The sequence below is a fragment of the Algoriphagus sp. Y33 genome (assembly GCF_014838715.1).
Taxonomy (GTDB): domain Bacteria; phylum Bacteroidota; class Bacteroidia; order Cytophagales; family Cyclobacteriaceae; genus Algoriphagus.
In genome coordinates, this window is record NZ_CP061947.1 from 5,594,771 (window position 1) to 5,617,898 (window position 23,128).

Here is a 23,128-nt window from a genome sequence, read left to right on the forward strand (position 1 = left end):
ATGGATGCCAAAGTCTTAATAGAATCCTTCGCTGAATTTGCGAGATCTAAAAATGTGGATCGACCTACAATGATCCGTATCTTGGAAGATGTGTTCAGGGCAATGATTCGCAAGAAGTTTGAAACTGATGAAAACTTCGATGTGACCATTAACGCTGATCAAGGTGACCTTGAGATATTCCGTATCCGTGAAATTGTTGACGACAATTCTGAGGATATTTGGGATTTTGATAAAATCAGTTTTACAGAAGCACGTAAGATTGAGCCGGATTTTGAAATAGGAGAAGAAGTTTACGAGAAAATCGAATTGGAAGCTTTCGGAAGACGTGCCGTGCAGATGGCTCGCCAGACCTTGATTCAGCGAATTAAAGATCTCGAAAAAGATATTCTTTACAACAAGTATGAAGAACTGGTAGGTGAAATCGTAAGCGCTGAGGTTTATCAGATTCTGGGAAGAGAGATTCTTCTTATGGACGGTGAAGGCAACGAGTTGATTTTACCCAAAGCAGAGCAGATCTCAAAGGATCGCTTCAGAAAAGGAGATACAGTGAAGGCTATTGTCCACCGTGTGGATATGTCTAATGGTAATCCGAAAATCATTCTTTCCAGAACGTCTCCGGTTTTCCTGGAACGTCTGTTTGAGAATGAAGTACCTGAGGTATATGATGGATTGATTACAATCATCAAGATTGTAAGAGAGCCGGGAGAAAGAGCGAAAGTGGCTGTTGAATCATACGATGATCGTATCGATCCTGTGGGAGCTTGTGTGGGAATGAAAGGGTCAAGGATTCATGCAGTGGTAAGAGAATTGCAGAATGAAAATATTGATGTGATTAATTACACTGAAAACCTGGATTTGTATGTCACTAGAGCATTAAGTCCTGCCAAGGTTTCTTCGATCACAGCGAATGAAGAGACCAAGAGGATTTCTGTTTTCCTTAAGCCTGATCAAGTATCACTTGCCATAGGCAAAGGAGGATACAATATTAAACTTGCGAGTAGATTGATTGGTTATGAAATCGATGTATTCCGTGAGTTGAATGAGTACGAAGAAGAAGATGTAGATTTGATGGAGTTTGTTGATGAAATCGACAGCTGGATCATCGATGAATTAAAAAAGACAGGCTTAGATACTGCCAAAAGCGTATTGAGCTTGACTAAAGAGGACCTGACTCGAAGAACAGAGCTTGAAGAAGAGACTGTAGATGAGATATTTAGGATTCTCGGACAAGAATTTGATCAATAAATCGGGAAATAATCCCCGTGTAATACCCTAATTATTTAAGATTTCGAAAGAAGTTTTTGCTTATGTCAGAAGAAAAAATGATGCGTTTAGGCCAGATAGCCAGAAAACTCAACGTGGGTACGGCAACCATAGTTGAGTCCTTGGCTAAAAAGGGCTATGAGGTGGAGAATAATCCGAATTCCAAGATCAACATGAGTCAAGTTGAAATGTTGAATAAGGAATTCAAATCTTCTGCCCTGGATAAAGAGGAGGCTTCGCACCTCTCTATAGGGAAGCGGCATGAGCCAATTTCTGCAGAGCCGGAACCTGCAAAGGAGGAGCCAAAACCAGTGGAGCCTACGCCTGCACCTACACCAACTCCGGCACCTACTCCTGAGCCTGCGCCTACTCCCACTCCCGCACCTGCTCCTAAAGCAGTCGAGGAGGAGTCTAAGCCGGAGGCCCCTGCACCTACACCTGTTCCTAAAGCAGTGGAGGAGCCTAAGCCTGCGCCGTCTTCTGAACCTTCTTCTCCGCCTGCCGAAGCAGAGAAAATTTCAACCGAATCCCCTAAATTAGAGGGTATTAAAGTTTTGGGTAAAATAGACCTGAGCAAAAACACTTCTTCAGTCCCTAGGCATAAGCAGCATGGCCAGAATAAGTATGGTCAAAAACATGGGGATTCCAGAAAACCTCAACAGCCTGCCCAGCAGCAACCAAAACCTCAGCCAAAGCCTGCTCAGGAAGTGAAAAAGCCGAATGTTCCGCCGGCACCTCAGGTGAAGAAAGAAGAACCAAAGCCTGATCCGCAGAAGCCTACTACTCCTAACGCACCGGCTGCAGGAGATCAGCTGATTTCTGCAAAAGCAGAGTCTCTTAAGGGACTTACAGTTTTAGGGAAAATAGAACTTCCTGCTGACCGACCTAAGAAGAAAGGTGGTCCGGTAGCTTCCTCTGATGAAAGAGGAAGAGATAAAAAACGCCCGCGTAAGCGTATTGATAAGCCGGGAGGAGCTCCTGGGCAAGGAAATCGTCCTGGAGGAGCCGGTCCTGGAAATAGACCACAGGGGGGGGGGCCACGTGGCGCAAACCAACCAAGAGGTGGTGCTCCTGTCAGAGCCCAGAAAGCAGAACCTACCCAGAAGGAAATACAGGATCAAATCAAGCAAACCTTAGCACGCCTTCAAGGTAAAAGTGCCGGAGGAGGAAAGGGCAAGAGCCGAAGAGATAAGAAGGCCGAGAGAGATAGAGATGTAGATTTTGAAACAGATGAAGTAAAAATCTTAAAGGTTACTGAATTTATTTCAGCGAATGACCTTGCTGCATTGATGGATCTTACTGTTAATCAGATTATATCTGCTTGCATGTCTTTGGGTATGTTCGTTTCGATTAACCAGCGCTTGGATGCAGAGGCAATTACAATTATTGCTGATGAGTTCGGTTATGAGGTGGAATTTACCAAATCAATTGAAGATGAGATTGAGGTGGAGGAAAAAGATTCTCCGGAACAATTGGTAGAAAGAGCACCGATCGTCACCATCATGGGGCACGTCGATCATGGGAAGACTTCCTTACTGGATTACATCCGTATGTCCAAAGTGACTGCTGATGAGGCGGGGGGAATCACCCAACACATTGGTGCTTATGATGTAATGACAAAAACAGGTCATAAGATTGCATTCCTTGATACTCCGGGACACGAAGCATTTACAGCGATGCGTGCCCGTGGTGCTAAAATCACGGATGTGGCGATTATCGTAATTGCGGCTGATGACAGCATTATGCCTCAGACCAAAGAAGCGATTAATCACGCACAGGTTGCCGGTGTACCGATGATTTTTGCCATCAACAAAATAGATAGACCAAATGCCAACCCTGCCAAGATCAAAGAAGAGCTTGCAAACATGAATCTCTTGATAGAAGAGTGGGGCGGTAAATATCAATCTCAGGATATCTCTGCTAAAACAGGCGAAGGGATTGATGATTTGTTGGAGAAAGTTCTCTTAGAATCTGAAGTATTGGAACTCACAGCCAATCCGGACAAAAACGCCGCAGGTACAGTTATAGAAGCGTCATTGGATAAAGGACGAGGCTATGTATCTACTATTATGGTTCAGGCCGGTACATTGAAAATCGGAGACATAATTCTAGCCGGTCAGCATCACGGTCGTGTGAAAGCGATGTTTGATCACAAAGGTAAAAAGCTAAAAGAAGCTGGACCATCTACACCTGTTCAGGTGCTTGGTCTGGGTGGAGCTCCACAAGCGGGTGATATTATCAAAGTTTATGATACTGAGCGCGAAGCTAGGGATATAGCCAACTCAAGAGAGCAAATCCAGAGAGAGCAAAGCTTAAGAACCAAGAAGCATATCACCTTGGATGAGATCGGTCGTCGTTTGGCAATCGGTAGCTTCAAGGAACTCAATATCATTATCAAAGGTGACGTGGATGGATCGGTAGAAGCACTTTCTGATTCACTCCTGAAACTTTCTAAGGATGAAGTGAAAGTGAGCATTATCCACAAAGGTGTGGGACAGATTTCTGAATCTGATGTACTGCTTGCTTCAGCTTCTGATGCGATTATCCTCGGATTCCAAGTGAGACCTTCTCCTAATGCGAAGAGACTTGCAGAACAGGAAGAGATTGAAATCAGGCATTATTCTATCATCTACGATGCGATCAACCAAATCAAGGATGCTATAGAAGGCATGCTTGAGCCGGAATTCGAAGAAGTAATCACCGGTAACATCCAGGTTCGTGAAGTATTCAAAATCACCAAAGTGGGTACTGTTGCAGGTTCTTATGTTACAGATGGTTTCATCACCAGAAAGAATAAGATTCGGGTGATCAGAGACGGTATTGTGATCCACGAAGGTGAAATTGATCAATTGAAGCGATTCAAGGATGATGTAGCTGAAGTGAAAGCCGGATACGAATGCGGTATTTCGATCAAGGGCTTCAACAATATCGAGATTGATGATACCATTGAAGGATACGAAATGAAGGAAATCAAGCGTAAGAAATAATTTTCGCTAAGATATATTGATGAATAGGGACAGCATTGCTGTCCCTTTTTTAGTTTTGCACCATGACGACAGCCTTACAGTATCTGATTTGGTTTTTATTTTATTTTTCTTTGGCCAGTCTGATCGTAGGATTGATCCGACCTGTATTTGTGCTTTGGTTTATGGATAGGATGAACCGCCGTAAAGTCCTAAAATTCTACGGAGCTGCTTCCGTTTTATTTTTGTTTATTGGAGTATTGGCGAAATATTATTTCAACTAATAATAAATTATAGGAAATGATTTTGATTTATTGTCGAATATTGAAATAATGATTTTAATTTTTTGATTAGCACTGGTTTTACAAATTGAATTTTAATACTTTTCGAATTGTAATAATCCCAGAATTGAAAAAAGTCCTATCCATATTTCTTTTTGCATGTTTTGCCCTTTACAATTTTGGCTACTATGCGTTTTATATGACATATGAGAGTCATTTGGAAAGCAAATGGGTGGATTATATTTATGGTAATGATCCCGTAAATCTTAAGCAGGAATTAATTGAGATTCCGCTTTCGGCACCTTACATGATGAATCAGGAGAGCTTTCAAGCTACCAATACTCCTTTTGAAAAAGACGGTAAATATTATCGGGCAATTAAGCAACGGTATCAAAATGACACACTTCAGGTGGTAGTAGTGCCTGATACTTCCAGGAAAGCGCTGGATAACACTGTTAAGAAATGGATATCCTCTCTTGTGGATGATGAACTTCCTACAGGAGAAAATGGTAAAGCTGAGGTAAAGCTCTTTGTAAAGGATTATATTATGCCCAATTTAGTTGGGATTTCATCACCTACTTTGTATTCCTTAGATCCTGTCCAAGGATATTTGGTATTTCTGTATACCAATCCCGGCAGTGGGGTTGATTGCCCGCCTCCCCGTACTTCCTGATAGATTTTTTGAGTACTGTTTATGTTTCGTCATGTTTTTGATGTGTGTACGAGCGTAAATAGTTGCCATTATCCCTGCGCTTAATTGTGAAGGGATGAGTCGGCCTTAACTATTCAGGAACTTTAATTTAAATTTTATGAAAGTGCATTTCAGGCAGCTTATACTCTTGATAGGAGTATTCTGTGTGCCCTATTTGTCTTTGGCACAAACTCCTACTGATGGGTTGATGATGCCAAAGGGTGACATCTGTTTCCTACTCAATTTTGAATATGGGCAGTTTGATCATTATTGGGAGGGAGAGACCCTTCGGAAAAACGGAACCATAGCCAAAGTACAAAGGAGAACAGCTATGGTAATGGCAGCTTATGGAATTACTAAGCGGCTGGATGTATATGCAGGACTTCCTTATGTAAGTACCAATTCTACCACGCCAAACGGTGGAAAGTTTGCCGGAACTTCAGGAATTCAGGACTTGGCACTTGGGCTAAAATATGAGGTGCTTAGGCACAAAGGGGAAAGAGGTGAGTTGACAGTGTTTGGCTCTGTCCTTTTTTCTACTCCTGTGTCCAATTACCTTTCAGATTATCAGCCTTATAGTATTGGGATAGGAGCCCCACAAATAGCCTGGAGAGGAATCCTGGAGTACGAGTGGAACAATGGATTCTATGCCAGAGTGCAAGGTGGCTACCTCTGGAAAGGCTATACCCAAGCTGAACGCGAATACTATTACAACGATGGCAGCTATTTCACCTCATGGATGGATGTGCCAAGTGCTTGGACGTATGAAGCCGTTGTGGGGAAGTGGTTTATGAATAAATCCCTTAAAACAGAATTGAGCTACAATTCCTCAAGTTCTACTTCCGGTGATGATATCCGGGCTTACAATGCCCCTCAGCCTACCAATAAGGTCAATATGGATCGTATAGGTGTATTTGCCCAATATTTCTTCAATAACCCAAAAGGACTGGGATTGGTAGCTTCCTACAGCAGGGTAATCAACGGTCGGAATGCACCTGAATTGTCAGTATTCAGCGCCGGAGTTACCTATCAGTTTGGCCTTTTCTCAGCTAAAAATTAAACGGATGAAAATACTTCGACTATCACTAGTAGTACTAGTTGCCCTGCTCACTGTGACGGGATGCAACATGGATTTAAATACAGAATTGGAATTCGAGAGCTATGAATTTTCAGGGATTGATCAGGATGCAGGTACCTGGAAACCGATATTGATTTCCTCCGGAAGTGATATTGCTGTTGATGAACCTACGGCTGATAATTCCCCTGAGTTTTTGGCAGAATTGGATGGAGTGAAATCGAGGATAGCCTCCATGTCAAGCGATGAGAAGAAGAATGTATCTCATTGGACCAATAATGCTGTTATCCGCTGGAACGAAGTTGCGCTAGGGCTTATTGCCAAGTACAATTTGATACCGGGTCCCAATGAGGATGACTCTTATACACTGCCCAATCCGGCTAATCCGGCTGGCCCGCCTGCATTTCCATTTGCCCATCCACCCTATGCGAGTAGAGCTTTGGCATATCTTTCTGTTGCACAATATGATGGATTGATTTCTGCATGGCATTACAAATTTCTCTATCAAAGACCTGCCCCTTATGAGATAGATGCGGAAATCCCACATGCTTATGTTTCCAATAATTTACCTTCATATCCATCCGAGGGTGCGGTGTTGGCCACAGTATCGAGGAAGATATTGACAGCTATGTTTCCATTAGAGGCTGAATACTTGATGCGGCTGGAGCAGCAGCACTTGGAAAGCTTGGTGTTGTCAGGAGAACATGTGCCGAGTGACGTGGAAGCAGGAAAGAAGATAGGAGAGGAGATCGCTAGTATTGCACTTGCAAGAGCATCCAGTGATGGGATGAAGAATGCCCAAGCACCGAAGTCCGTTTCCGATTCCCTGAGAGCAGCGGCATTTGAACGCTTTGGCTGGCAATGGGAAAATCTGGAAAGCCCTGCCCGTCCGGTAGGATTGACCCCTCTATTTGGCCAAGTGAAAATGTGGAGTGTTGAAAATGTAGAAGATACTAGACCTGGGGTTCCGCCTGCTCCCGGTTCTGAAGCATTCAATAAGGATGTGAAGATCTTGCAGGACTATGCTGAGAATGTCACCCAAGAGCGTAGAAAAATCGCGAATTTCTGGCAAGATGGTCTTGGTACCTACACACCTCCCGGGCACTGGAATGACATAGCGGGTGAATTTATACTCAAATACAAGCTTAACTCAATACGCACTGCCCGTGCATTTGCCTATATGAATATGGCGATCATGGATGGAGGGGTCAGTTGCTGGGATGCCAAGTTCTATTACTATTATCCTAGACCTATACAGATGATCAAGGATTTTGAGACTATTGCAGGTACACCAAACTTTCCTGCCTACACCTCAGGACATTCTGTGTTTTCGGCTGCAGCGGCTGAAGTCTTAACCTATCTATTTCCTCAGGAGGGAAATGTGTTTCAGAAGTGGGCGGAAGAAGCTGCAATATCTAGGGTTTACGGAGGTATTCACTGGACTTTTGATGCTACCGTCGGGACTACGCAGGGTAGAGATGTCGCCCAATACACCATTGACGTCGCCAGATCTGACGGCGCAGATAATTAATCATTAGACAATAAAATAAATGAAAAAATATATCAAAATCCTATTCGCTACTGCCGTATTGACTTTAGCATATATTAATTCTTATGCCCAGGGTTGTGTGGCTATCAGACAGTTTTCAGGCGTAGGTACTACCACAGGTCAAGTGGGCGGACAGTCGGCAGGAGACTGGAACCTCGCCTTGAATTATAGATATTTCAAATCTTTCCGGCATTTCAGCGGAAAAGAGGAGCATCCACATCGAGTGGAGCAAGGTACAGAAGTGATCAATAAATCCCATTTCGTAGATCTGGCGGTAAATTACTCCTTTACCGATAGGTTTTTTGGCTCATTGATTCTTCCTTTTGTCACCCATGACAGATCTTCCATGTACGAGCATGGTGGAAATCCTCCCAATGGACTTGGAGAACGTCATCATACCAGCGTTAGCGGAATAGCGGATATGCGTCTGTCGGCTAATTATTGGCTAATCAGTCCTGCAAAAGCCCAACATGGAAATGTATCTGTGGGTTTGGGAATCAAACTGCCTACCGGTGCTTACGGTGCTGAAGGGATGTTTTATAATCAGGGACCTGATAGGAATATTGACAGAATAGCTGTGTTGGATCAATCCATCCAGCCCGGTGACGGAGGTGTAGGGGCCACATTGGATGTACAGGGCTTTTATATGCTATCCCACAGTGTGGTCTTGAGCGGAAGTCTTTTTTATCTGGCAAATCCTCAAGCGACTAACGGCACCGTAAGACGGGGTGGGAATCCTGAAACCCCGGAGTTCGATGAGTTTTCTGTACCTGATCAGTATGCCGTCCGTATAGGAGCATCTTATATGACTCCACTGCCTGGAGTGAGTATATATGGAGGAGGACGGATGGAATGTCTTACTGCCAGTGATTTGTTCGGAAGCAGTGAAGGCTATAGAAGACCTGGATACGTGATTTCTGTTGAACCGGGAATCACTTACAGTAAGGGCAATTTTGCAGCTTTGCTGTCCGTCCCTATCGCGGTAGAACGCAACCGCACCAAAAACTACACGGACAAAATCCGTGGATCCCACGGAGACGCAGCTTTTGCAGATTATATGATCAATGTGGGCTTGGCATGGAGAATTCCCAAAAAAGCCACGGAAGTTTTTAATTCACTTTAATCATGAGGCTGTCTCATAACTCATAATTTGTCACGTTGAGCGGACGTCTTCCCGGAGGGCAGGAAGTAGAAATGGGCTTAATTAGCACATGCAAAGCTTCTACTTCCCGCCAAGACTAGGCAAGCAGCTCAGCCTGGCAAGAAAAGCTGGTTATGAGATAGCCTCTGTTTTCCCCTTTGTTGCAAATTTCCTTTGAAATGGATTTTCCATAGTTCACTGGGATGATGTGCCTTATATAAGGGAATAACCGGTTTCACTTTCTTTTGATCGAATTCTCCTATGAAAATCCTGTTTTACTGTGGTTTAGGCTTTTTGCTGCTGTTTGAATTTCTGAAGATATATTTCATCATGCCTTTTCCCGGCAGTCAGCAATGGGATACCATTGATTTTGCCTATTTCCTTCATCGTAATAAAGTGACCTTTTGGGTTGTCGCGCTGACGTTGATCGTCATTGGCCTCAAACCGGTCATGTCTAGTTCCAAAAAGTGGGTTCCCTTCCTTTGCCTGTCAATCACGGTAGCACTTATCTGTATTTTCAATTTTAAAATGGCAGCTGATGTAATGTTTGAAGAGCCCAAAGAGCTCAGTTTTCAAAACAGGGATTCTTTTGAAGGCAATGACAGTACGCTGGTTATTGCCATTCAAAACGGAGAAGAAGCCAAAGCCTACCCCATCCGTTACATCGTGTATCATCATCAGGTGAGAGATACTCTGGCAGGTAATCCTGTGATGGTGACCTACTGCTCTGTATGTCGGACAGGGCGTGTTTTTTCTCCTTTTGTGAAAGGGAAAGCAGAAAAATTCCGGTTGGTAGGCATGGATCATTTCAATGCCATGTTTGAAGATTCAGAGACAGGAAGCTGGTGGCAACAGGCTACAGGAGAAGCTATTGCCGGTAAGTTGAGGGGAGAAAAACTGGATGAAATCGAATCAACGCAGTTGACTGCAGGAGCATTCTTCAAAGCCTTCCCCCAAGGAGAAATTATGGCTGAGGATCCAAATTTCATTTCGAAATATGACTCCTTGGGCAAATTTGAAAAAGGGACAAGCGAAAGCAAACTTACCGGGACAGATCCTTTTTCTTGGAATGAGAAATCATGGGTGATAGGTGTTGACCTGCAAAGTGGTGCAAAAGCTTACGACTGGAACGAACTTGAAAATAACCGTTCAATCCGTGATCAAGTAGGCGATCAGGATATTGTGATCCTTTTGCATGAAGACACCCAAAGTTTTGCAGTCTATGAGATTCCTCCCTTCACAGGGATCCACCTCTGGGCCGGAGATACACTTTATCTGGATTCAGATGCTTATTCTTTTACCGGAAAATCTCTGGATTCTAGCCAACCTAATCTGAAGCGCCTTAAAGCTTACCAGGAATTCTGGCATAGCTGGAGGACTTTCAGGCCTAACACTAGAAAATATAACTAAGCTAAACATGCCTCACATCACACTAGAAGAGCATCTCCCCGGAATCACCGGACTGCTCGAATATAGAAAAGACACTGCCCAGCCGATCAGAGAGTTGACCCAACTGCTCTTGAGGGGGCCTTCCTCTTTGACAGAGGCGGAGCGGGAATTAATTGCCACGATTGTTTCCCATGGAAATGAGTGCAAATTCTGCACAACTGCCCATGCCGAAACGGTCAATGAGTTGCTGCATGAATGCGATACGGTACAGCAGGTTTTGGATAATGTGGAGACGGCTTCTATTTCCAGCAAAATGAAAGCCTTGCTGATAATTGCAAGACAAACACAACAAAGTGGGAAGAGTGTAACCACCGCCCATATTCAGCGGGCAAAACATGCCGGAGCTACGGATCTGGAGATACACGACACCGTATTGATCTCAGCTCTTTTTTGCCTGTATAATAGGTATGTGGACGGACTTGGTACCAAGCTTCCAAAGGACAATTCTTACTTCAAATCCCTTGCCGAACGGTTAACCACTCAAGGTTATCATCGAAATCCCGGTGGATATGAACATCTCAAAAACAACAAGTAGCAAAACTTGACCCAAAATGAAAAAAACGCTAGTTACGTTGTTAATTCTAGGCTTATCGAGTCTAGCGTTAATTGCCCAAACCAAACTGACAGGGACTGTTGCAGATGCTGAATCCGGCGAAAGTATCATAGGAGCTTCTATCTTGGTTCAGGGAAAACTGACCGGGACAGTGACTGACCGGGCAGGAAATTTTGAATTATCCACTGCAGTTAAACTCCCCCTTGTTTTGGAGATTTCATATGTGGGGTATCAAAAAGCAACCATTGAAGTACAGACTTCAGTACCAATTGTGGTGAAATTAATCCCTTCTATAGAATTACTCAGCGAGGTGGTTTTCTCCGCTTCCCGAATAGAAGAATCGATTTTCCAATCTCCGGTGAGTATAGAAAAAATGGATATTAAGACTATCCGGGAATCAGCTTCCATGAACTTTTATGAAGGGATCCAAAATCTCAAGGGAGTGGAATTGGTGACGAGCGGGCTGACCTACAAACAGATCAATACCAGAGGCTTCAACAGTATAGGAAATCCCCGGATGTTGCAGTTGGTGGACGGAGTGGACAATCAGACTCCGGGACTGAATTTTGCGGTAGGCAATCTTTTTGGTTCCAACGACTTGGATATGGAAAGTGTCGAACTAATTCCGGGAGCAGCTTCCGCCCTTTACGGTCCGGTCGCATTCAATGGTGTATTGATGATGCGTACCAAAGACCCCTTCCTCTATCAGGGATTAAGCGTGCAGGCAAAGACAGGAATCAACCATGTAAATGATGCTTATGCTGATCCAAGCGGGGTTTATGATTTTTCTATTCGCTATGCCAAAGCCTTTAACAATAAGTTTGCGTTCAAGGTGAATGCATCCTACTTCACAGGATTGGATTGGTATGCCACCAACTATGAAGATATTGATGCCCAAACTTCACCGGAGTTTCGGGGTGACAATAATCCGGCTAGAGATGCCCTCAATATTTATGGAGATGAAGTCGCCAGGACCTTGCCGGGAATAGGGAGAGTATCCCGTACCGGCTATGAGGAAAAAGACCTGATGAATTACGATTCTAAAGGGATAGGTTTCAATACCTCGCTCCATTATCGAATAAATGAAAACATGGAAGTCATCTATGGTTACCAAGTTGGACAAGGACGGGCAGCTTATACGGGAAGTAACCGGTTTATGCTAAATAACTTCGTGCTGCAACAACATAAATTGGAGCTGAAAGGGTCTAACTTTTTCCTGAGAGGCTATCTGATCACTGAAAATTCCAATGATTCTTACAATACCAGAGCGCTAGGTCAGCATATCAACAGAGCCTGGGTCAGGGATTTGAATGGGCAGGTAGTTGCTTCCGATCAGGCTGACGATACTTGGTTTGCCCGATATGCGGCGGCTTTTAACGGAGACATTCCGGCTGTGGAGAGTGGGAACCACAACTTTGCAAGGTCATTTGCAGATGAGGGAAGGCTCCTTCCCGGATCGGAAAATTACAACCAAGAAAAGGATCGTCTGATCCAAGTGCAGGGGTTAGCCGGTGCCGGAATATTGAGCCAAAGTAAGTATTACCATGCAGAAGGACAGTATGATTTTAGCAACAAAATCAAATTTGCGGATATTTTGGTTGGGGGTAATTTCAGGCTTTATGACATGTTTACCAATGGAACGTTGTATGATGACCTGAACAAAGATGTCATAATTAGAGAAGGGGGTGCTTTTGTCCAGATTTCCAAGCGACTTGTTAATGATAAACTGAAGTTTACTTTCTCTGAGCGATATGATAAAAATGAAAACTTCCAAGGAAGATTAACTCCAAGAATTTCAGCTGTGTTTTCTCCTTCAGAAAAACACAGCTTTCGTTCCTCCTTTCAAAGTGGCTTCAGAAATCCAACGCCGGGGGATCAATATATCTTCTTAAATGTCGGCCCAATTATCATCTTGGGAGGTGTGCCCGACAATAGTGAAGGTCTAAATGTGTATGAAAATTCTTATACCGCTGCTTCAGTTGGAGCTTTTGGGTCAGCATTCGGGCAGGCTGTTGGAACAGGAACGCCTCCGCAAGAAGCACTGATGAACAATCTTGATCTGCTCCAAAAATCAGATGTGGATTACATCAAACCTGAACGTATCTCAACCTTTGAAGTCGGATATCGGGGGCTATGGATGGATAATCTTTCTGTGGATTTTAATTACTATTATAGCCGCTACACCGATTTCATTATCAATACAGTTGTCATCAGGCCTGACAGCGAGATTTTGTTGGATAATTGGGACTATAATCCAGTTGCTGCGATGGATATCCTCAATGGTGACATTCAGGCATTCCAGCTCTATACCAATGCCTCAGATGTGGTTTCTTCTCAGGGAGCTACTTTAGGATTCAATTATTTATTGCCTAGAGGCTACTCTCTGGGAGTTAATGGGACTTGGGCATCTTTTGACCTGATGGAAGCAGATGCCAATAACATACCCGCATTCAACACGCCGGGATTTCGCACCGGAGTCACTTTTGGAAACTCCGAACTGACCAAGCGGCTAGGCTTTACTATTGCTTGGAGATGGCAGGATGCTTTTGACTGGAGTGGGACATTGACCCAGTTGCGGCCGGGAAGAATTGATGCTTATTCAATGGTGGATGCGCAGCTCAGCTACAGACTTCCACAATTGAAATCTGTGGTGAAGATCGGTGCCAACAACTTGTTTAATAATCAAGTGTTTCAGGCATTCGGCTCTCCGACTGTAGGTGGATTATACTACATCAGTTTGACATTTGATGAGATGTTTCGGTAATGGAATCGACGATAACCATACCTAGCGATTCTGAAGTGGGCAGAGACAAGATCTCTGCCTACCTTTGGAGTGTTTTCCTGATTTGTTTTTTGGGAAATGCAAGTGCGGGAACGATATCAACGATCGCCTCAGTTTATTTGCCTGTAATCGCAGATCAATTGGCAAGTGTGGGATCCGCCGAACGAATTTATGAGATCAGTGCCTATATCAATGCCCTTTATCTGGCAGGCTGGGCAATAGGAGGAATGACATGGGGAATAATCTCTGATAAAATCGGCAGAGCAAAATCACTGGCTATGTGCCTGGGTGCAGTAGGGATATTTACCATTTGCGTATCATATGCCGGTTCATGGGAAGTGCTAGTTGGGCTCAGGCTGTTAGGAGGGATTGCTGTGGGCGGAGTGATGGTCATCACCATGACTTTGTTATCCGAGGTTTGGCCTGCCAAAACCCGCTCAGTAGTGATGGGGATAGTTTCGATCGGGTTTCCTGTGGGAATATTCTCTTCCGGATTGGTCAATCTTTGGGTGAATGATTGGAGACAGGCATTTTTTATCGGGGTACTACCTCTTATCCTGGCAGCAATTTCTTATGTACATTTAAAGGAGTCCACCAAGTGGGAACTTTCCCAACTGAATATTGTAGGTACCGAATCCCGTAAGAATTCTCATTTTAAAGCACCGGGACTGATTCATGGTGCGGTGGTTTTTGGAAGCATGTTGATCGCACTTTGGTCGGCGTTTTCCTGGATGCCTACTTGGGTACAAAGTTTACTTCGGGAGTCATCCGGCCAGACAGAGCGTGGATCAGTGATGATGATTTTGGGTTTTGGGGGAATTATGGGAGGGATACTTTCAGGGTGGATTGTAAAAGTGATTGGGGTAAAAAAATCTATGTTAGTTTGCTTTTCCGGGGCACTAAGTATTTCCATCCTGCTTTATGGCTTTACAGGGGAATTCTCATATTGGATTTATCCCGCCATTACCTTCCTGTCTTTTTTCTTCGGTATAAGTCAGGGATTACTTTCCTTTTATATCCCACAGCTTTTTGCAATAGACATTCGAGCTGGAGCGACAGGTTTTTGTTTCAATGCAGGAAGGGTGATTACAGCCCTAGCCGTCTTTTCGCTGGGGTCATTGGTGGTGTACCTTGGTGGATACGGTAATGCTCTTCTGCTTTTTTCAGGATTCTTACTGGTAGGATTTTTCTTTGTCTTAGTCAGTAAATCTCCTTCACAACAAAATAATCAATAATCCATGGCCTATATCAATTTAGAAAATAAGCTCCCCGGCATTAGAAGTTTGGTGAAATACCGACCGGAAACCGGAAGGCATTTGTATGCATTGGTCAGGGTACTACTGACGGGTGATTCATCGCTGAGCAAGGGGGAAGGAGAGTTGATAGCAGCCTATGTCTCCAGTCGTAACGGATGCATATTTTGTACAGAGAGCCACGCTTCTGCAGCCCGGATCTTATTTGAAAACCACGCGCAAGTAGTTGATGAGGTTTTGGAAAATGGGGCATCTGAAATTTTAAGTTTAAAAATGAATGCCCTCCTCCAACTAGCGGGGAAAGTGCAAATAAGCGGAAAGGAAGTTAGGTCAGAGGATATTGAAAGGGCTAAGAAAGCCGGTGCTACTGACCTTGAAATCCATGATGCTGTACTCATATCGGCAGTTTTCTGTCTTTTCAACCGCTATGTAGATGGCTTGGGGACTTCCCTTCCTGAGAATTCAGCTGATTTTGAAGAAATGGGACATTTCATGATTTCCAATGAGTATAAATTTCACCTAAATTCAAATCCTTAAGCTATGACCTACATTCATGTTCCTGACAATCTGCCGGGAATCCGTGGTTTGATGGCTTTCAGACCGGATACCGCCAAACACCTAAACCAACTCGCGGAAGAACTCCTCAGATCTGAAAATTCGCTTACAAGGGGTGAACGGGAATTGATTGCTACCCATGTTTCTTACCTGAATGACTGCTTTTATTGTCAGCATGCACATCAGGCTTTGGCAGGGTATTACCTAGCATGTGATTTTGAGAAGTTGGATGAAATCAAAGCGAATCCTGATCAGGCTAATCTTTCCGGTAAAATAAAAGCCCTGCTCAAGATCGCCGGAAGTGTTCAAAAAGGCGGACTTCAGGTGACACCTGATCAGATCGAAAAAGCAAAAGCTAAAGGAGCAACAGACAGAGAAATTCACGATACAGTTTTAATTGCTGCTGCATTTTGTATGTTCAATCGCTATGTGGATGGACAGGGTACTGAGGCACCACAGGATCGGGAATTCTATAAAAACCGGGCAGAAGCTAGGGCAAACGAAGGATATGCCAATTACAATCCGGAGAATTAGTCAGTATGAGTCAAGGGCTTCGGGAGTCTGGGTTTGTCAGGCTCCCGAAGTTACTTTCACCTTACTTTTCAAGCTTTTCGTAGCCAAAATCATTAAGGAAATCGCTAAAATAAACAGCAGAGCTGCAATGATGGAAAGCACATAGACTTCGTCTTGAAAATTTTTCCAGGCAAAAAGGCCCAAGGAGGAAAGAGTCACCGAAAACATGAAAAACATGGGAATGGTCACGAAGAGCGCATTGATTTTTTTCTTGATCAGCCAAACAGCTATAGTCAATAATGCAAGAGCCGCCAGTAGTTGATTCGCTGAACCGAAGATTGGCCAGAGCGTAGTGAACTCTCCTGATAGCAATAAGAGTATGGAAAAAAAAACTACAATTCCGGTAGATACGTATCTGTTTTTAGCCAAATACTGACCTGCGGCCTGAGGCACATCTTCGAAATATTCTTGCAAAGTAAATCTGGCTAATCGGGTACATGTGTCCAGTGTAGTAAGGGCAAAAGCTGAAACGGTTAAAGCGACAAAGCCCACAGCAAATTCTTCTGAAATCCCCAGCGTAGCGATCATCCCTCCCAGACCTGTAGAGAAAAGCGCAACCGGTCCTTCTCCGGAAAGACGCTCTATATATTCTGATCTAGATAAAATAACTACTGCCCCGACTGCAATGATTGCCAGAAAAGACTCAATCAACATTCCTCCAAATCCTACTAATTTGGCATCCGACTCTTTATTTAGCTGCTTGGAAGTGGTTCCTGAAGCTACTAAGGAGTGAAAGCCACTGATAGCTCCACAGGCTATGGTCACAAATAAAACCGGGAAAATATAACCCAGATTTTCATCAGAAACATGGATTTCATTGCTCATCTGGATTTCCGGATTGGCAATAAAAACACCCAATACCCCCGCTATAATCAATCCGTAAAGCAAAAAGCTGTTCAGGTAATCTCTCGGTTGTAGCAGCATACTTACCGGTGTCACGGAGGCCAGAAATGCATAGGCCAGAAGCACCAAAATCCAGATTTTGTAATCGAGGGCAAAGGGAATTTTCATACCCAGATACACAAAGAAATACATTAAGATCACCCCGGTCACGGAGATGATGATGAATGCGGTTTTTTTATCACCTATCAGTTTATTCACTATGCCGAAACCAATGGCTAATACAATAAATAGAATGGATGCTGATGCCACACCGGGATTTGTGACAAATGTTTTGGCAATAATATCAGCGAATACACCAATCACGAGGATAAGCGTGGAGAAGCTGAAGATGACAAAGAGCTGTTTTCCTTTCATTCCGATTTGATTTCGGATGATTACCCCGATGGATTTTCCGTCTGTTTTCAGCGAAGTAGCCATGCTGCCGAGGTCATGTACAGCACCAAAGAAAATACCACCTACCAAAATCCAAATAACAGCCGGAATCCAGCCAAAAGTAATTGCAATGATTGGACCGACTATAGGACCTGCACCTGCAATTGAGGCAAAATGATGACCCAAAACCACTATAGGTTTACTTGGTTCATAATCAACTCCGTCCCGATGCGTATGTGAGGGGGCGGGTTTTTTATCGTTTAAACCGAATTTTCGGTACACAATTTTACCGTAAACTTTATAGGCTATGAAAAGAATGGCTGCTGAAATGAGTAAGAGAACGGCTAGGTTCATGTGGGGAAATTTGGGTCTTCGGAGAATTTACAATGGAATCTAATCTCAAAGTAAGCTGTTTTGTAATACTTCACCAAGGAAGAAAGTGAGTCTTGAAATTATCATTGGATTTGATCTGCCATCGTCAAGACTTGACCATTTTTCAATAATTGGATTTTCAGATCCTCATAGGGAAGATCTTGGACACTGATTTCCCGTTCTAATGCCATAGCTGCAGCAGTAGCGGCTGATTCACCCAAAATCATAAATACAGGTTCCATTCGGATAGAGCCGAATGCGATATGACTGGCAGAAACGGCCACGGGAACGAAGAGATTTGTTATTTCTTCCTTTTTTGGCACAATTGAACCATAAGCTATTTCATAAGGACCGGGTAAGCCTACTCCTATATCTCCCTCATTTTGCACCTGACCGTTCTCGTCTACAAAGCGTTGAATGTTATGAGAGTCAATAGTATAGGAACCCATCCCTATAGATTCAGGAGTGGGTTTCTTTTGTAACAATTCATTTTCAGTCATCACGTATTTACCTATCATTCGCCGTGCTTCCCTCACGTAGATTTGATGAGGCCAGTTTCCATTATCGGTGAATTCATCCTTTGCCAGACCCCAATTCTGAAATTCATCCTGTATTTCCTTGGGTACTCTGGGATCATTTGCCACAAAATAAAGTAGCCCCTTCTGATAATTTTCGTGCTCTTTAGTGATCTCTTTTCTTCGCTCATAGCTGGCTTCCGGGTATTCATAGTTCATCCCTATGTTATCCGAACTGAATGGACCATGGTTATTGGTATCAGTTTTCCTGTTTGGAATCATATCAAATTTATCAAACCATTCCCGCCAGCCTGCATCGAAGATTCTTACCAAAAGTTCGTATTGGGTAGAATCGTAATTATCAGGTCTCGGGAAAGGCACTCGATTGTCTGGATGATTTGACATGCATGTTCTGAAGCAATAAGCTTGGATTTTATTATCACCCTCTCCCTTCACTCCAGGGTCTTCTGCGCTGATTTTTGGGATAAGGCCTGAGGAAGGATCACCTGGTATCCGGTAGGGGTCTATAGGATGATCCAGAACTTTGAAATGATGCCTATGGTGAAAGATGCCGGTTTGTATCCCATTCCATTCTTCGTCATACACACTGTTTGCTTCCCTTCCCACATGATAGCTTACCCCTGCGGCGGCCATCAGATCCCCCTCATAGGTAGCGTCAATAAACATTTTGCCTTTGAATTCTTTTCCACTCAAAGTTCTGATCGCAGTGATGCGTCCGTCTTCTATAGCCACTCCGGATTTTCTGTCCAGCCATTCTTCACGATAAAGCTCGATTCCCATTTCCTCCACCCACTCGTCGAACACTTCTTCGGCAATATGCGGTTCAAAAATCCACATGGTTCTAAACTCACCATCTATCGCAGGGGTACCTTGGCCTTGATTTCCAAATTCGGATTGATTTTCCCATTTCCAAGCTCCATCAGCTTGGTACTTATCATATACTTTTTGATAAAACTCCCTGGCCAATCCTCCGATTACTTCCTTTTTGCCTGTATCAGTCCAACCCAATCCCCCGGAAGAAAGCCCTCCCAAGTGGGTGTCCGGGGAAACAAGAATAACGGATTTCCCTATTTTTTTTGCCTGAATAGCAGCTGTGACAGCGCCTGAAGTGCCTCCGTATACGATCACATCAGTAATATTGTCTTTTTCCGTAGTCTGACACGAAATCAATGCATAACCTAAGACAAGGGTCATTAGGTATAGTTTTATGTTATTTATAATTTTCATAAGAAGTTATAATTTCAAAATGGATAAAATAATACTTCAGACCCTAGTCCAGAGTCGTGACAACCTTGATAGTAAAGATTAGCACCCCTGTAAATTCTCAGGCGGGTAGGAAGTTAGTCTAATCGTTGTTTATTAGCCACTAATTCGGATTTTAACCTCTCATAAGGAACGTCCTGTACAGGGACTTTCTCATCAATTGCCAAAGAAGCTGCTATCGCGGCTGATTGTCCAAGCACCATAAAAACGGGCTCCATGCGAATAGACCCAAAAGCGATGTGTGAAGCACTCAGGCATACAGGAACAAACAAATTGGTTGCTTCCTGCTTCTTAGGCACTATGGACTTATAGCTTATAGGATAAGGCCCGTCAACATGGGCTTCCACATTTCCTTCGTTTTGGACATAGCCATTGTGGTCCACGTACCTTTGAATATTATGGGAGTCCATACCATAAGCCGCTAAACCTACTGCATCATCCACCACTTCCAGCCTTTCGCAGTGAAGTTGGGTCATCACAAGATCACTGATCATCCTTCTCGCTTCACGGATATATAGCTGATTTTGCCAGCCGTCTTCATTCTCAAATTCATCCTTGGTAGTTCCCCAGCTGGCGTATACATCTCTTACTTTCTGTGGAATCCTAGGATGGTTAGCAAGTGTCCACATCAAGCCTTGCTGATAGATCCGGTGAGCGGCGACTATCTTTTCGCGTTCTTCATAGCTGGCCTCAGGGTACTCATGGTTTTGACCCACAAAATCAGTAGAAAATCCTTGCCGGTTGTTTGTATCTGTTTTCCGGTTTGGCATAGAGGAATTGATCCATGGCAACTGGGTTTCACCGGCTTCGAAGTTCCTGAAAAGCAGCTCGTAATTCAGCTCATCATACCCTTCTGGTTTTTTAAAGGGAATTCTGTTTTCCGGATGATCTGTAAGGCACATTCTGAATCCATAGGCTTGGACTTTCTTATCACCTGACCCATCTATGCCTGGACCGCCTTCTATAATATAAGGAAGAAGTCCGCTTGCCGGGTTTCCTTTTTCAATATAAGGATCCACACCCGGAACGAAATTGTGATTTCTGGCATTTCTGGATGCTTTGCCCTTAAGTGTAACACTCCAGTAATTAGCTTGAACTCCATTGAGTGATTCTTTATACTGATCGTTACTCTCTCTCCCTACCGTATAACTTACCCCTGCCACAGCCATCAGGTCACCTTCGTAGGTGGCATCCATAAACATTTTTCCTTCAATTGTTTTTCCACTTTCCATGGTAATGGCTTGAATTTCACCACTGGATTTATTCACGCCGGCCTCGGTTCTTAATAGCCTCTCTCCATACAGTATATCCACCTTCTCACCTTCAAGCATTTCATGATAGACTTTCAATGCCGCCGAAGGCTCAAACGTCCACATGGCATCTTCCCCTTCCTGGGTTCTCGTCTGTCCACTGTCCATGTATTCGCTTTTTTTCTGCCAATTCCAGTTTTCCTGCTTATCATAATAGGCTTTGATTCCTTGATAAAATTCTCTCGAAATACCTCCTATAGCTTGTTTGTTGCCAATATCTGTTTGCCCCAGCCCTCCTGTGGTTAGACCTCCCAGACGATGAGAAGGCTCGATAAGCACTACTGACTTATTTAGTCTTGATGCCTGAATGGCTGCGGCTATACCGGCAGATGTGCCTCCGTAAATGACAATGTCATACTTTTGGGAATAGGCATGTTGAGACAGGCATGTGGAAAGTATAACACATAAAGTGATTAGTATATTTTTCATTTTTTGAAAATTGAGATTGTTTATAATGCGGTCTATTCCGCTTCCTGACACATGAAAAGCTTGTCTCAATACGCTTGTTGAGACAAGCTTTTCATGTAATCGGATTTTAAAATAATTATGTGGTTAAAATCAATACCCGGGATTTTGGGTCAACGTGGTGTTCGTTTCCAATTCAATCCGTGGAATTGGCCATAGATAATCTCTAGTGGGGTTAAAGGCACGTGTTTCAATAACTACCATTGCATCAGCATTGCTGACATTGTCGTAATTAGGAGTTCCTATAGGATCAATCATCGGAGGTTCATTTAACCAGCCACCTTCACCATACCGGTTTACACGCCCTCTTAGAGGGCCAGGAATTACCTGTTCTGCAATCTTCCAGCGACGTATGTCGAAGTAGCGAAACCCTTCTATTCCCAATTCACTTCTTCTTTCCTTGCGTACTATGTTTCTCAACTCATCCTGCGATTTTCCGCTTGCGACAGCCGGCATCTGTACGGATTCTCTTCCTCTAAGTGAATTTAGAGCTTCATATACTGATGCATCAAGTTCATTTAGTTCTACTTTGGCTTCAGCATAATTAAGCAGTACTTCCCCAAGTCTGAAAATGGTCAGATTCTGATCAGAGGCGCCTACATTGGTAGGGTAGTCGGCTACATCCACATGTTTTCTATATAAATATCCTGTAAAAGAAGCATAGGCGTGCTGGGCTTCTATGTTCGGTACCCTCACCCTATCATCACCTCTGTACTCCCACGTCTGTGTGCTGTCACGATGGGTTTCAAATATCCAGTTTACTAATCTGGAGCCAGGAACAACTAGGGTGTGACCCAACCGGGGGTCTCTGTTTTCAAATGGGCGCTGCGGATTATAAAGCGGTGACTTATCAATAGGTAAACCGTCAATGCAGTCAAAAGTATCCACAAAATTCTGAGGAGGCTTTTTGTTGGAATGCCCCAGTGCCATTCTGGATAAGAAGTCCCTTGGGGTATTGTGTGTCTCCACTCCTCTCAGAAACTGAATTCTCATAATCACTTCCGGAGAATTGTCGCCTGAAAAAGTGAACATTCCTGAATAATCGGGATCAATATGATAGGCTTCTGAATCTATCAATTCCTTAGCTGCAGCTGCAGCTTCCTGCCATCTCTCGTTCCAAAGTGCTACTCTGGAGATCATTGCCAGCACGGTTCCCTTGGTTACTCTACCCTTTTCGGAAGCATCCAATGGGAGGTATTCTTTGACATCATTCATTTCTGCTAGCACAAAATCGATCACTTCGCTTTTCGGGGTTCTAGGTGTCTGGGCTTCCTCTAGAGCCAGCGTAGTAGTAACCAAGGGTACATCGCCGTAGAGTTCTGCCAGATAAGCGTAGAAGTAGGCTCTTAAGAATCTTGCTTCTCCGACTAATCTATCGTACTTGGCGGGATCCATCTTTTCCCTGAGTTCTTCTGCACCTGAAGTGATATAATTCACCCGGTTGATAGCTTGATAGAATCTCCCCCAAAAACCATTGGTGTAATCGTTGTCTGCATTTTGCTCCCCTCTTCCAAGCGCCTGAATCCCACTTCCGTTTCTGTCCCACCCATCGTCCGAAGCAAAGTCAAAAGACAAAAACCATACGGCATTGTTAGGTTTGTACCATAGCCTGTTGTATACACCGGTGACCGCCATTTCCAGCTCGGTTTCGTTGGCAAAGAAGGTCTCACTGGACGGTGAGTCAAGTGGTAATCTATTCAAATAGTCATCATCGCATGATTGGATGAAAATCAAAAGCGAAACAGTACATATATATTTAATTAGCTTTATCATAGTCGT

Annotated in this window: 17 protein-coding genes; 13 read left to right on the plus strand and 4 right to left on the minus strand. The window is 43.7% G+C overall.

Annotation, left to right across the window (positions count from 1 at the left end):
- The 13 genes from nusA (at position 1) to ID165_RS23045 (ending at position 16,089) form a co-directional block, all read left to right on the plus strand.
- Complete coding sequence (gene nusA / locus ID165_RS22985; protein ID WP_192347758.1) at positions 1–1,245, plus strand: transcription termination factor NusA; 1,245 nt, start codon at positions 1–3, stop codon at positions 1,243–1,245.
- Between the two features lie 62 nt (positions 1,246–1,307).
- A complete protein-coding gene (gene infB / locus ID165_RS22990; protein WP_225586877.1) occupies positions 1,308–4,250 on the plus strand; it encodes a translation initiation factor IF-2 in 2,943 nt (980 codons plus the stop codon).
- Positions 4,251–4,312: 62 nt separating this feature from the next.
- Entirely contained in the window at positions 4,313–4,510 is a 198-nt protein-coding gene (locus tag ID165_RS22995; RefSeq protein WP_192347759.1) for a hypothetical protein, read from the plus strand.
- Between the two features lie 124 nt (positions 4,511–4,634).
- Positions 4,635–5,180: a hypothetical protein gene (locus tag ID165_RS23000; RefSeq protein ID WP_192347760.1), complete on the plus strand. Its 546-nt coding sequence runs from the start codon at positions 4,635–4,637 to the stop codon at positions 5,178–5,180.
- 136 nt (positions 5,181–5,316) lie between these two features.
- A complete protein-coding gene (locus ID165_RS23005) occupies positions 5,317–6,258 on the plus strand; it encodes a transporter (RefSeq protein ID WP_192347761.1) in 942 nt (313 codons plus the stop codon).
- A gap of 4 nt (positions 6,259–6,262) precedes the next feature.
- A complete protein-coding gene (locus tag ID165_RS23010; RefSeq protein ID WP_192347762.1) occupies positions 6,263–7,804 on the plus strand; it encodes a phosphatase PAP2 family protein in 1,542 nt (513 codons plus the stop codon).
- A 19-nt stretch (positions 7,805–7,823) separates the two neighbouring features.
- Positions 7,824–8,945, plus strand: coding sequence for a transporter (locus tag ID165_RS23015; RefSeq protein ID WP_192347763.1), 1,122 nt, complete (start codon positions 7,824–7,826; stop codon positions 8,943–8,945).
- Positions 8,946–9,224: 279 nt separating this feature from the next.
- Entirely contained in the window at positions 9,225–10,373 is a 1,149-nt protein-coding gene (locus tag ID165_RS23020) for a DUF3179 domain-containing (seleno)protein (protein ID WP_192347764.1), read from the plus strand.
- A gap of 7 nt (positions 10,374–10,380) precedes the next feature.
- On the plus strand, positions 10,381–10,947 hold the full coding sequence (locus ID165_RS23025; RefSeq protein WP_192347765.1) for a carboxymuconolactone decarboxylase family protein: 567 nt from the start codon (positions 10,381–10,383) through the stop codon (positions 10,945–10,947).
- Between the two features lie 16 nt (positions 10,948–10,963).
- Entirely contained in the window at positions 10,964–13,729 is a 2,766-nt protein-coding gene (locus ID165_RS23030) for a TonB-dependent receptor (protein ID WP_192347766.1), read from the plus strand.
- A complete protein-coding gene (locus ID165_RS23035) occupies positions 13,729–14,982 on the plus strand; it encodes an MFS transporter (RefSeq protein WP_192347767.1) in 1,254 nt (417 codons plus the stop codon). The genes ID165_RS23030 and ID165_RS23035 overlap by 1 nt, the downstream gene beginning before the upstream one ends.
- Before the next feature lie 3 nt (positions 14,983–14,985).
- Positions 14,986–15,537, plus strand: coding sequence for a carboxymuconolactone decarboxylase family protein (locus ID165_RS23040; protein ID WP_192347768.1), 552 nt, complete (start codon positions 14,986–14,988; stop codon positions 15,535–15,537).
- A gap of 3 nt (positions 15,538–15,540) precedes the next feature.
- Positions 15,541–16,089, plus strand: a complete 549-nt coding sequence (locus tag ID165_RS23045) for a carboxymuconolactone decarboxylase family protein (RefSeq protein ID WP_192347769.1) — start codon at positions 15,541–15,543, stop codon at positions 16,087–16,089.
- A 36-nt stretch (positions 16,090–16,125) separates the two neighbouring features.
- On the opposite strand, the gene ID165_RS23050 is transcribed toward ID165_RS23045, so the two are convergent.
- From ID165_RS23050 to ID165_RS23065, 4 genes are all read right to left on the minus strand, one after another.
- Complete coding sequence (locus ID165_RS23050; RefSeq protein ID WP_192347770.1) at positions 16,126–17,757, minus strand: carbon starvation protein A; 1,632 nt, start codon at positions 17,755–17,757, stop codon at positions 16,126–16,128.
- A 101-nt stretch (positions 17,758–17,858) separates the two neighbouring features.
- Positions 17,859–19,505: an FAD-dependent oxidoreductase gene (locus ID165_RS23055; protein WP_192347771.1), complete on the minus strand. Its 1,647-nt coding sequence runs from the start codon at positions 19,503–19,505 to the stop codon at positions 17,859–17,861.
- Positions 19,506–19,651: 146 nt separating this feature from the next.
- The gene (locus ID165_RS23060; protein WP_192347772.1) at positions 19,652–21,313 is read right to left on the minus strand and encodes an FAD-dependent oxidoreductase; all 1,662 of its coding nucleotides are present in this window, start codon (positions 21,311–21,313) and stop codon (positions 19,652–19,654) included.
- A 129-nt stretch (positions 21,314–21,442) separates the two neighbouring features.
- Positions 21,443–23,122, minus strand: a complete 1,680-nt coding sequence (locus tag ID165_RS23065) for a RagB/SusD family nutrient uptake outer membrane protein (RefSeq protein ID WP_192347773.1) — start codon at positions 23,120–23,122, stop codon at positions 21,443–21,445.
- Between the last annotated feature and the right edge of the window lie 6 nt (positions 23,123–23,128).

What these genes read in the sequence shown, in the direction of transcription:
- nusA (WP_192347758.1), top strand. Translation starts at nt 1, where the DNA reads ATGGATGCCAAAGTCTTAATAGAATCCTTCGCTGAATTTGCGAGATCT.
- infB (WP_225586877.1), top strand. Translation starts at nt 1,308, where the DNA reads ATGTCAGAAGAAAAAATGATGCGTTTAGGCCAGATAGCCAGAAAACTC.
- ID165_RS22995 (WP_192347759.1), top strand. Translation starts at nt 4,313, where the DNA reads ATGACGACAGCCTTACAGTATCTGATTTGGTTTTTATTTTATTTTTCT.
- ID165_RS23005 (WP_192347761.1), top strand. Translation starts at nt 5,317, where the DNA reads ATGAAAGTGCATTTCAGGCAGCTTATACTCTTGATAGGAGTATTCTGT.
- ID165_RS23010 (WP_192347762.1), top strand. Translation starts at nt 6,263, where the DNA reads ATGAAAATACTTCGACTATCACTAGTAGTACTAGTTGCCCTGCTCACT.
- ID165_RS23015 (WP_192347763.1), top strand. Translation starts at nt 7,824, where the DNA reads ATGAAAAAATATATCAAAATCCTATTCGCTACTGCCGTATTGACTTTA.
- ID165_RS23020 (WP_192347764.1), top strand. Translation starts at nt 9,225, where the DNA reads ATGAAAATCCTGTTTTACTGTGGTTTAGGCTTTTTGCTGCTGTTTGAA.
- ID165_RS23025 (WP_192347765.1), top strand. Translation starts at nt 10,381, where the DNA reads ATGCCTCACATCACACTAGAAGAGCATCTCCCCGGAATCACCGGACTG.
- ID165_RS23030 (WP_192347766.1), top strand. Translation starts at nt 10,964, where the DNA reads ATGAAAAAAACGCTAGTTACGTTGTTAATTCTAGGCTTATCGAGTCTA.
- ID165_RS23035 (WP_192347767.1), top strand. Translation starts at nt 13,729, where the DNA reads ATGGAATCGACGATAACCATACCTAGCGATTCTGAAGTGGGCAGAGAC.
- ID165_RS23040 (WP_192347768.1), top strand. Translation starts at nt 14,986, where the DNA reads ATGGCCTATATCAATTTAGAAAATAAGCTCCCCGGCATTAGAAGTTTG.
- ID165_RS23045 (WP_192347769.1), top strand. Translation starts at nt 15,541, where the DNA reads ATGACCTACATTCATGTTCCTGACAATCTGCCGGGAATCCGTGGTTTG.
- ID165_RS23050 (WP_192347770.1), bottom strand. Translation starts at nt 17,757, where the DNA reads ATGAACCTAGCCGTTCTCTTACTCATTTCAGCAGCCATTCTTTTCATA.
- ID165_RS23055 (WP_192347771.1), bottom strand. Translation starts at nt 19,505, where the DNA reads ATGACCCTTGTCTTAGGTTATGCATTGATTTCGTGTCAGACTACGGAA.
- ID165_RS23060 (WP_192347772.1), bottom strand. Translation starts at nt 21,313, where the DNA reads ATGAAAAATATACTAATCACTTTATGTGTTATACTTTCCACATGCCTG.
- ID165_RS23065 (WP_192347773.1), bottom strand. Translation starts at nt 23,122, where the DNA reads ATGATAAAGCTAATTAAATATATATGTACTGTTTCGCTTTTGATTTTC.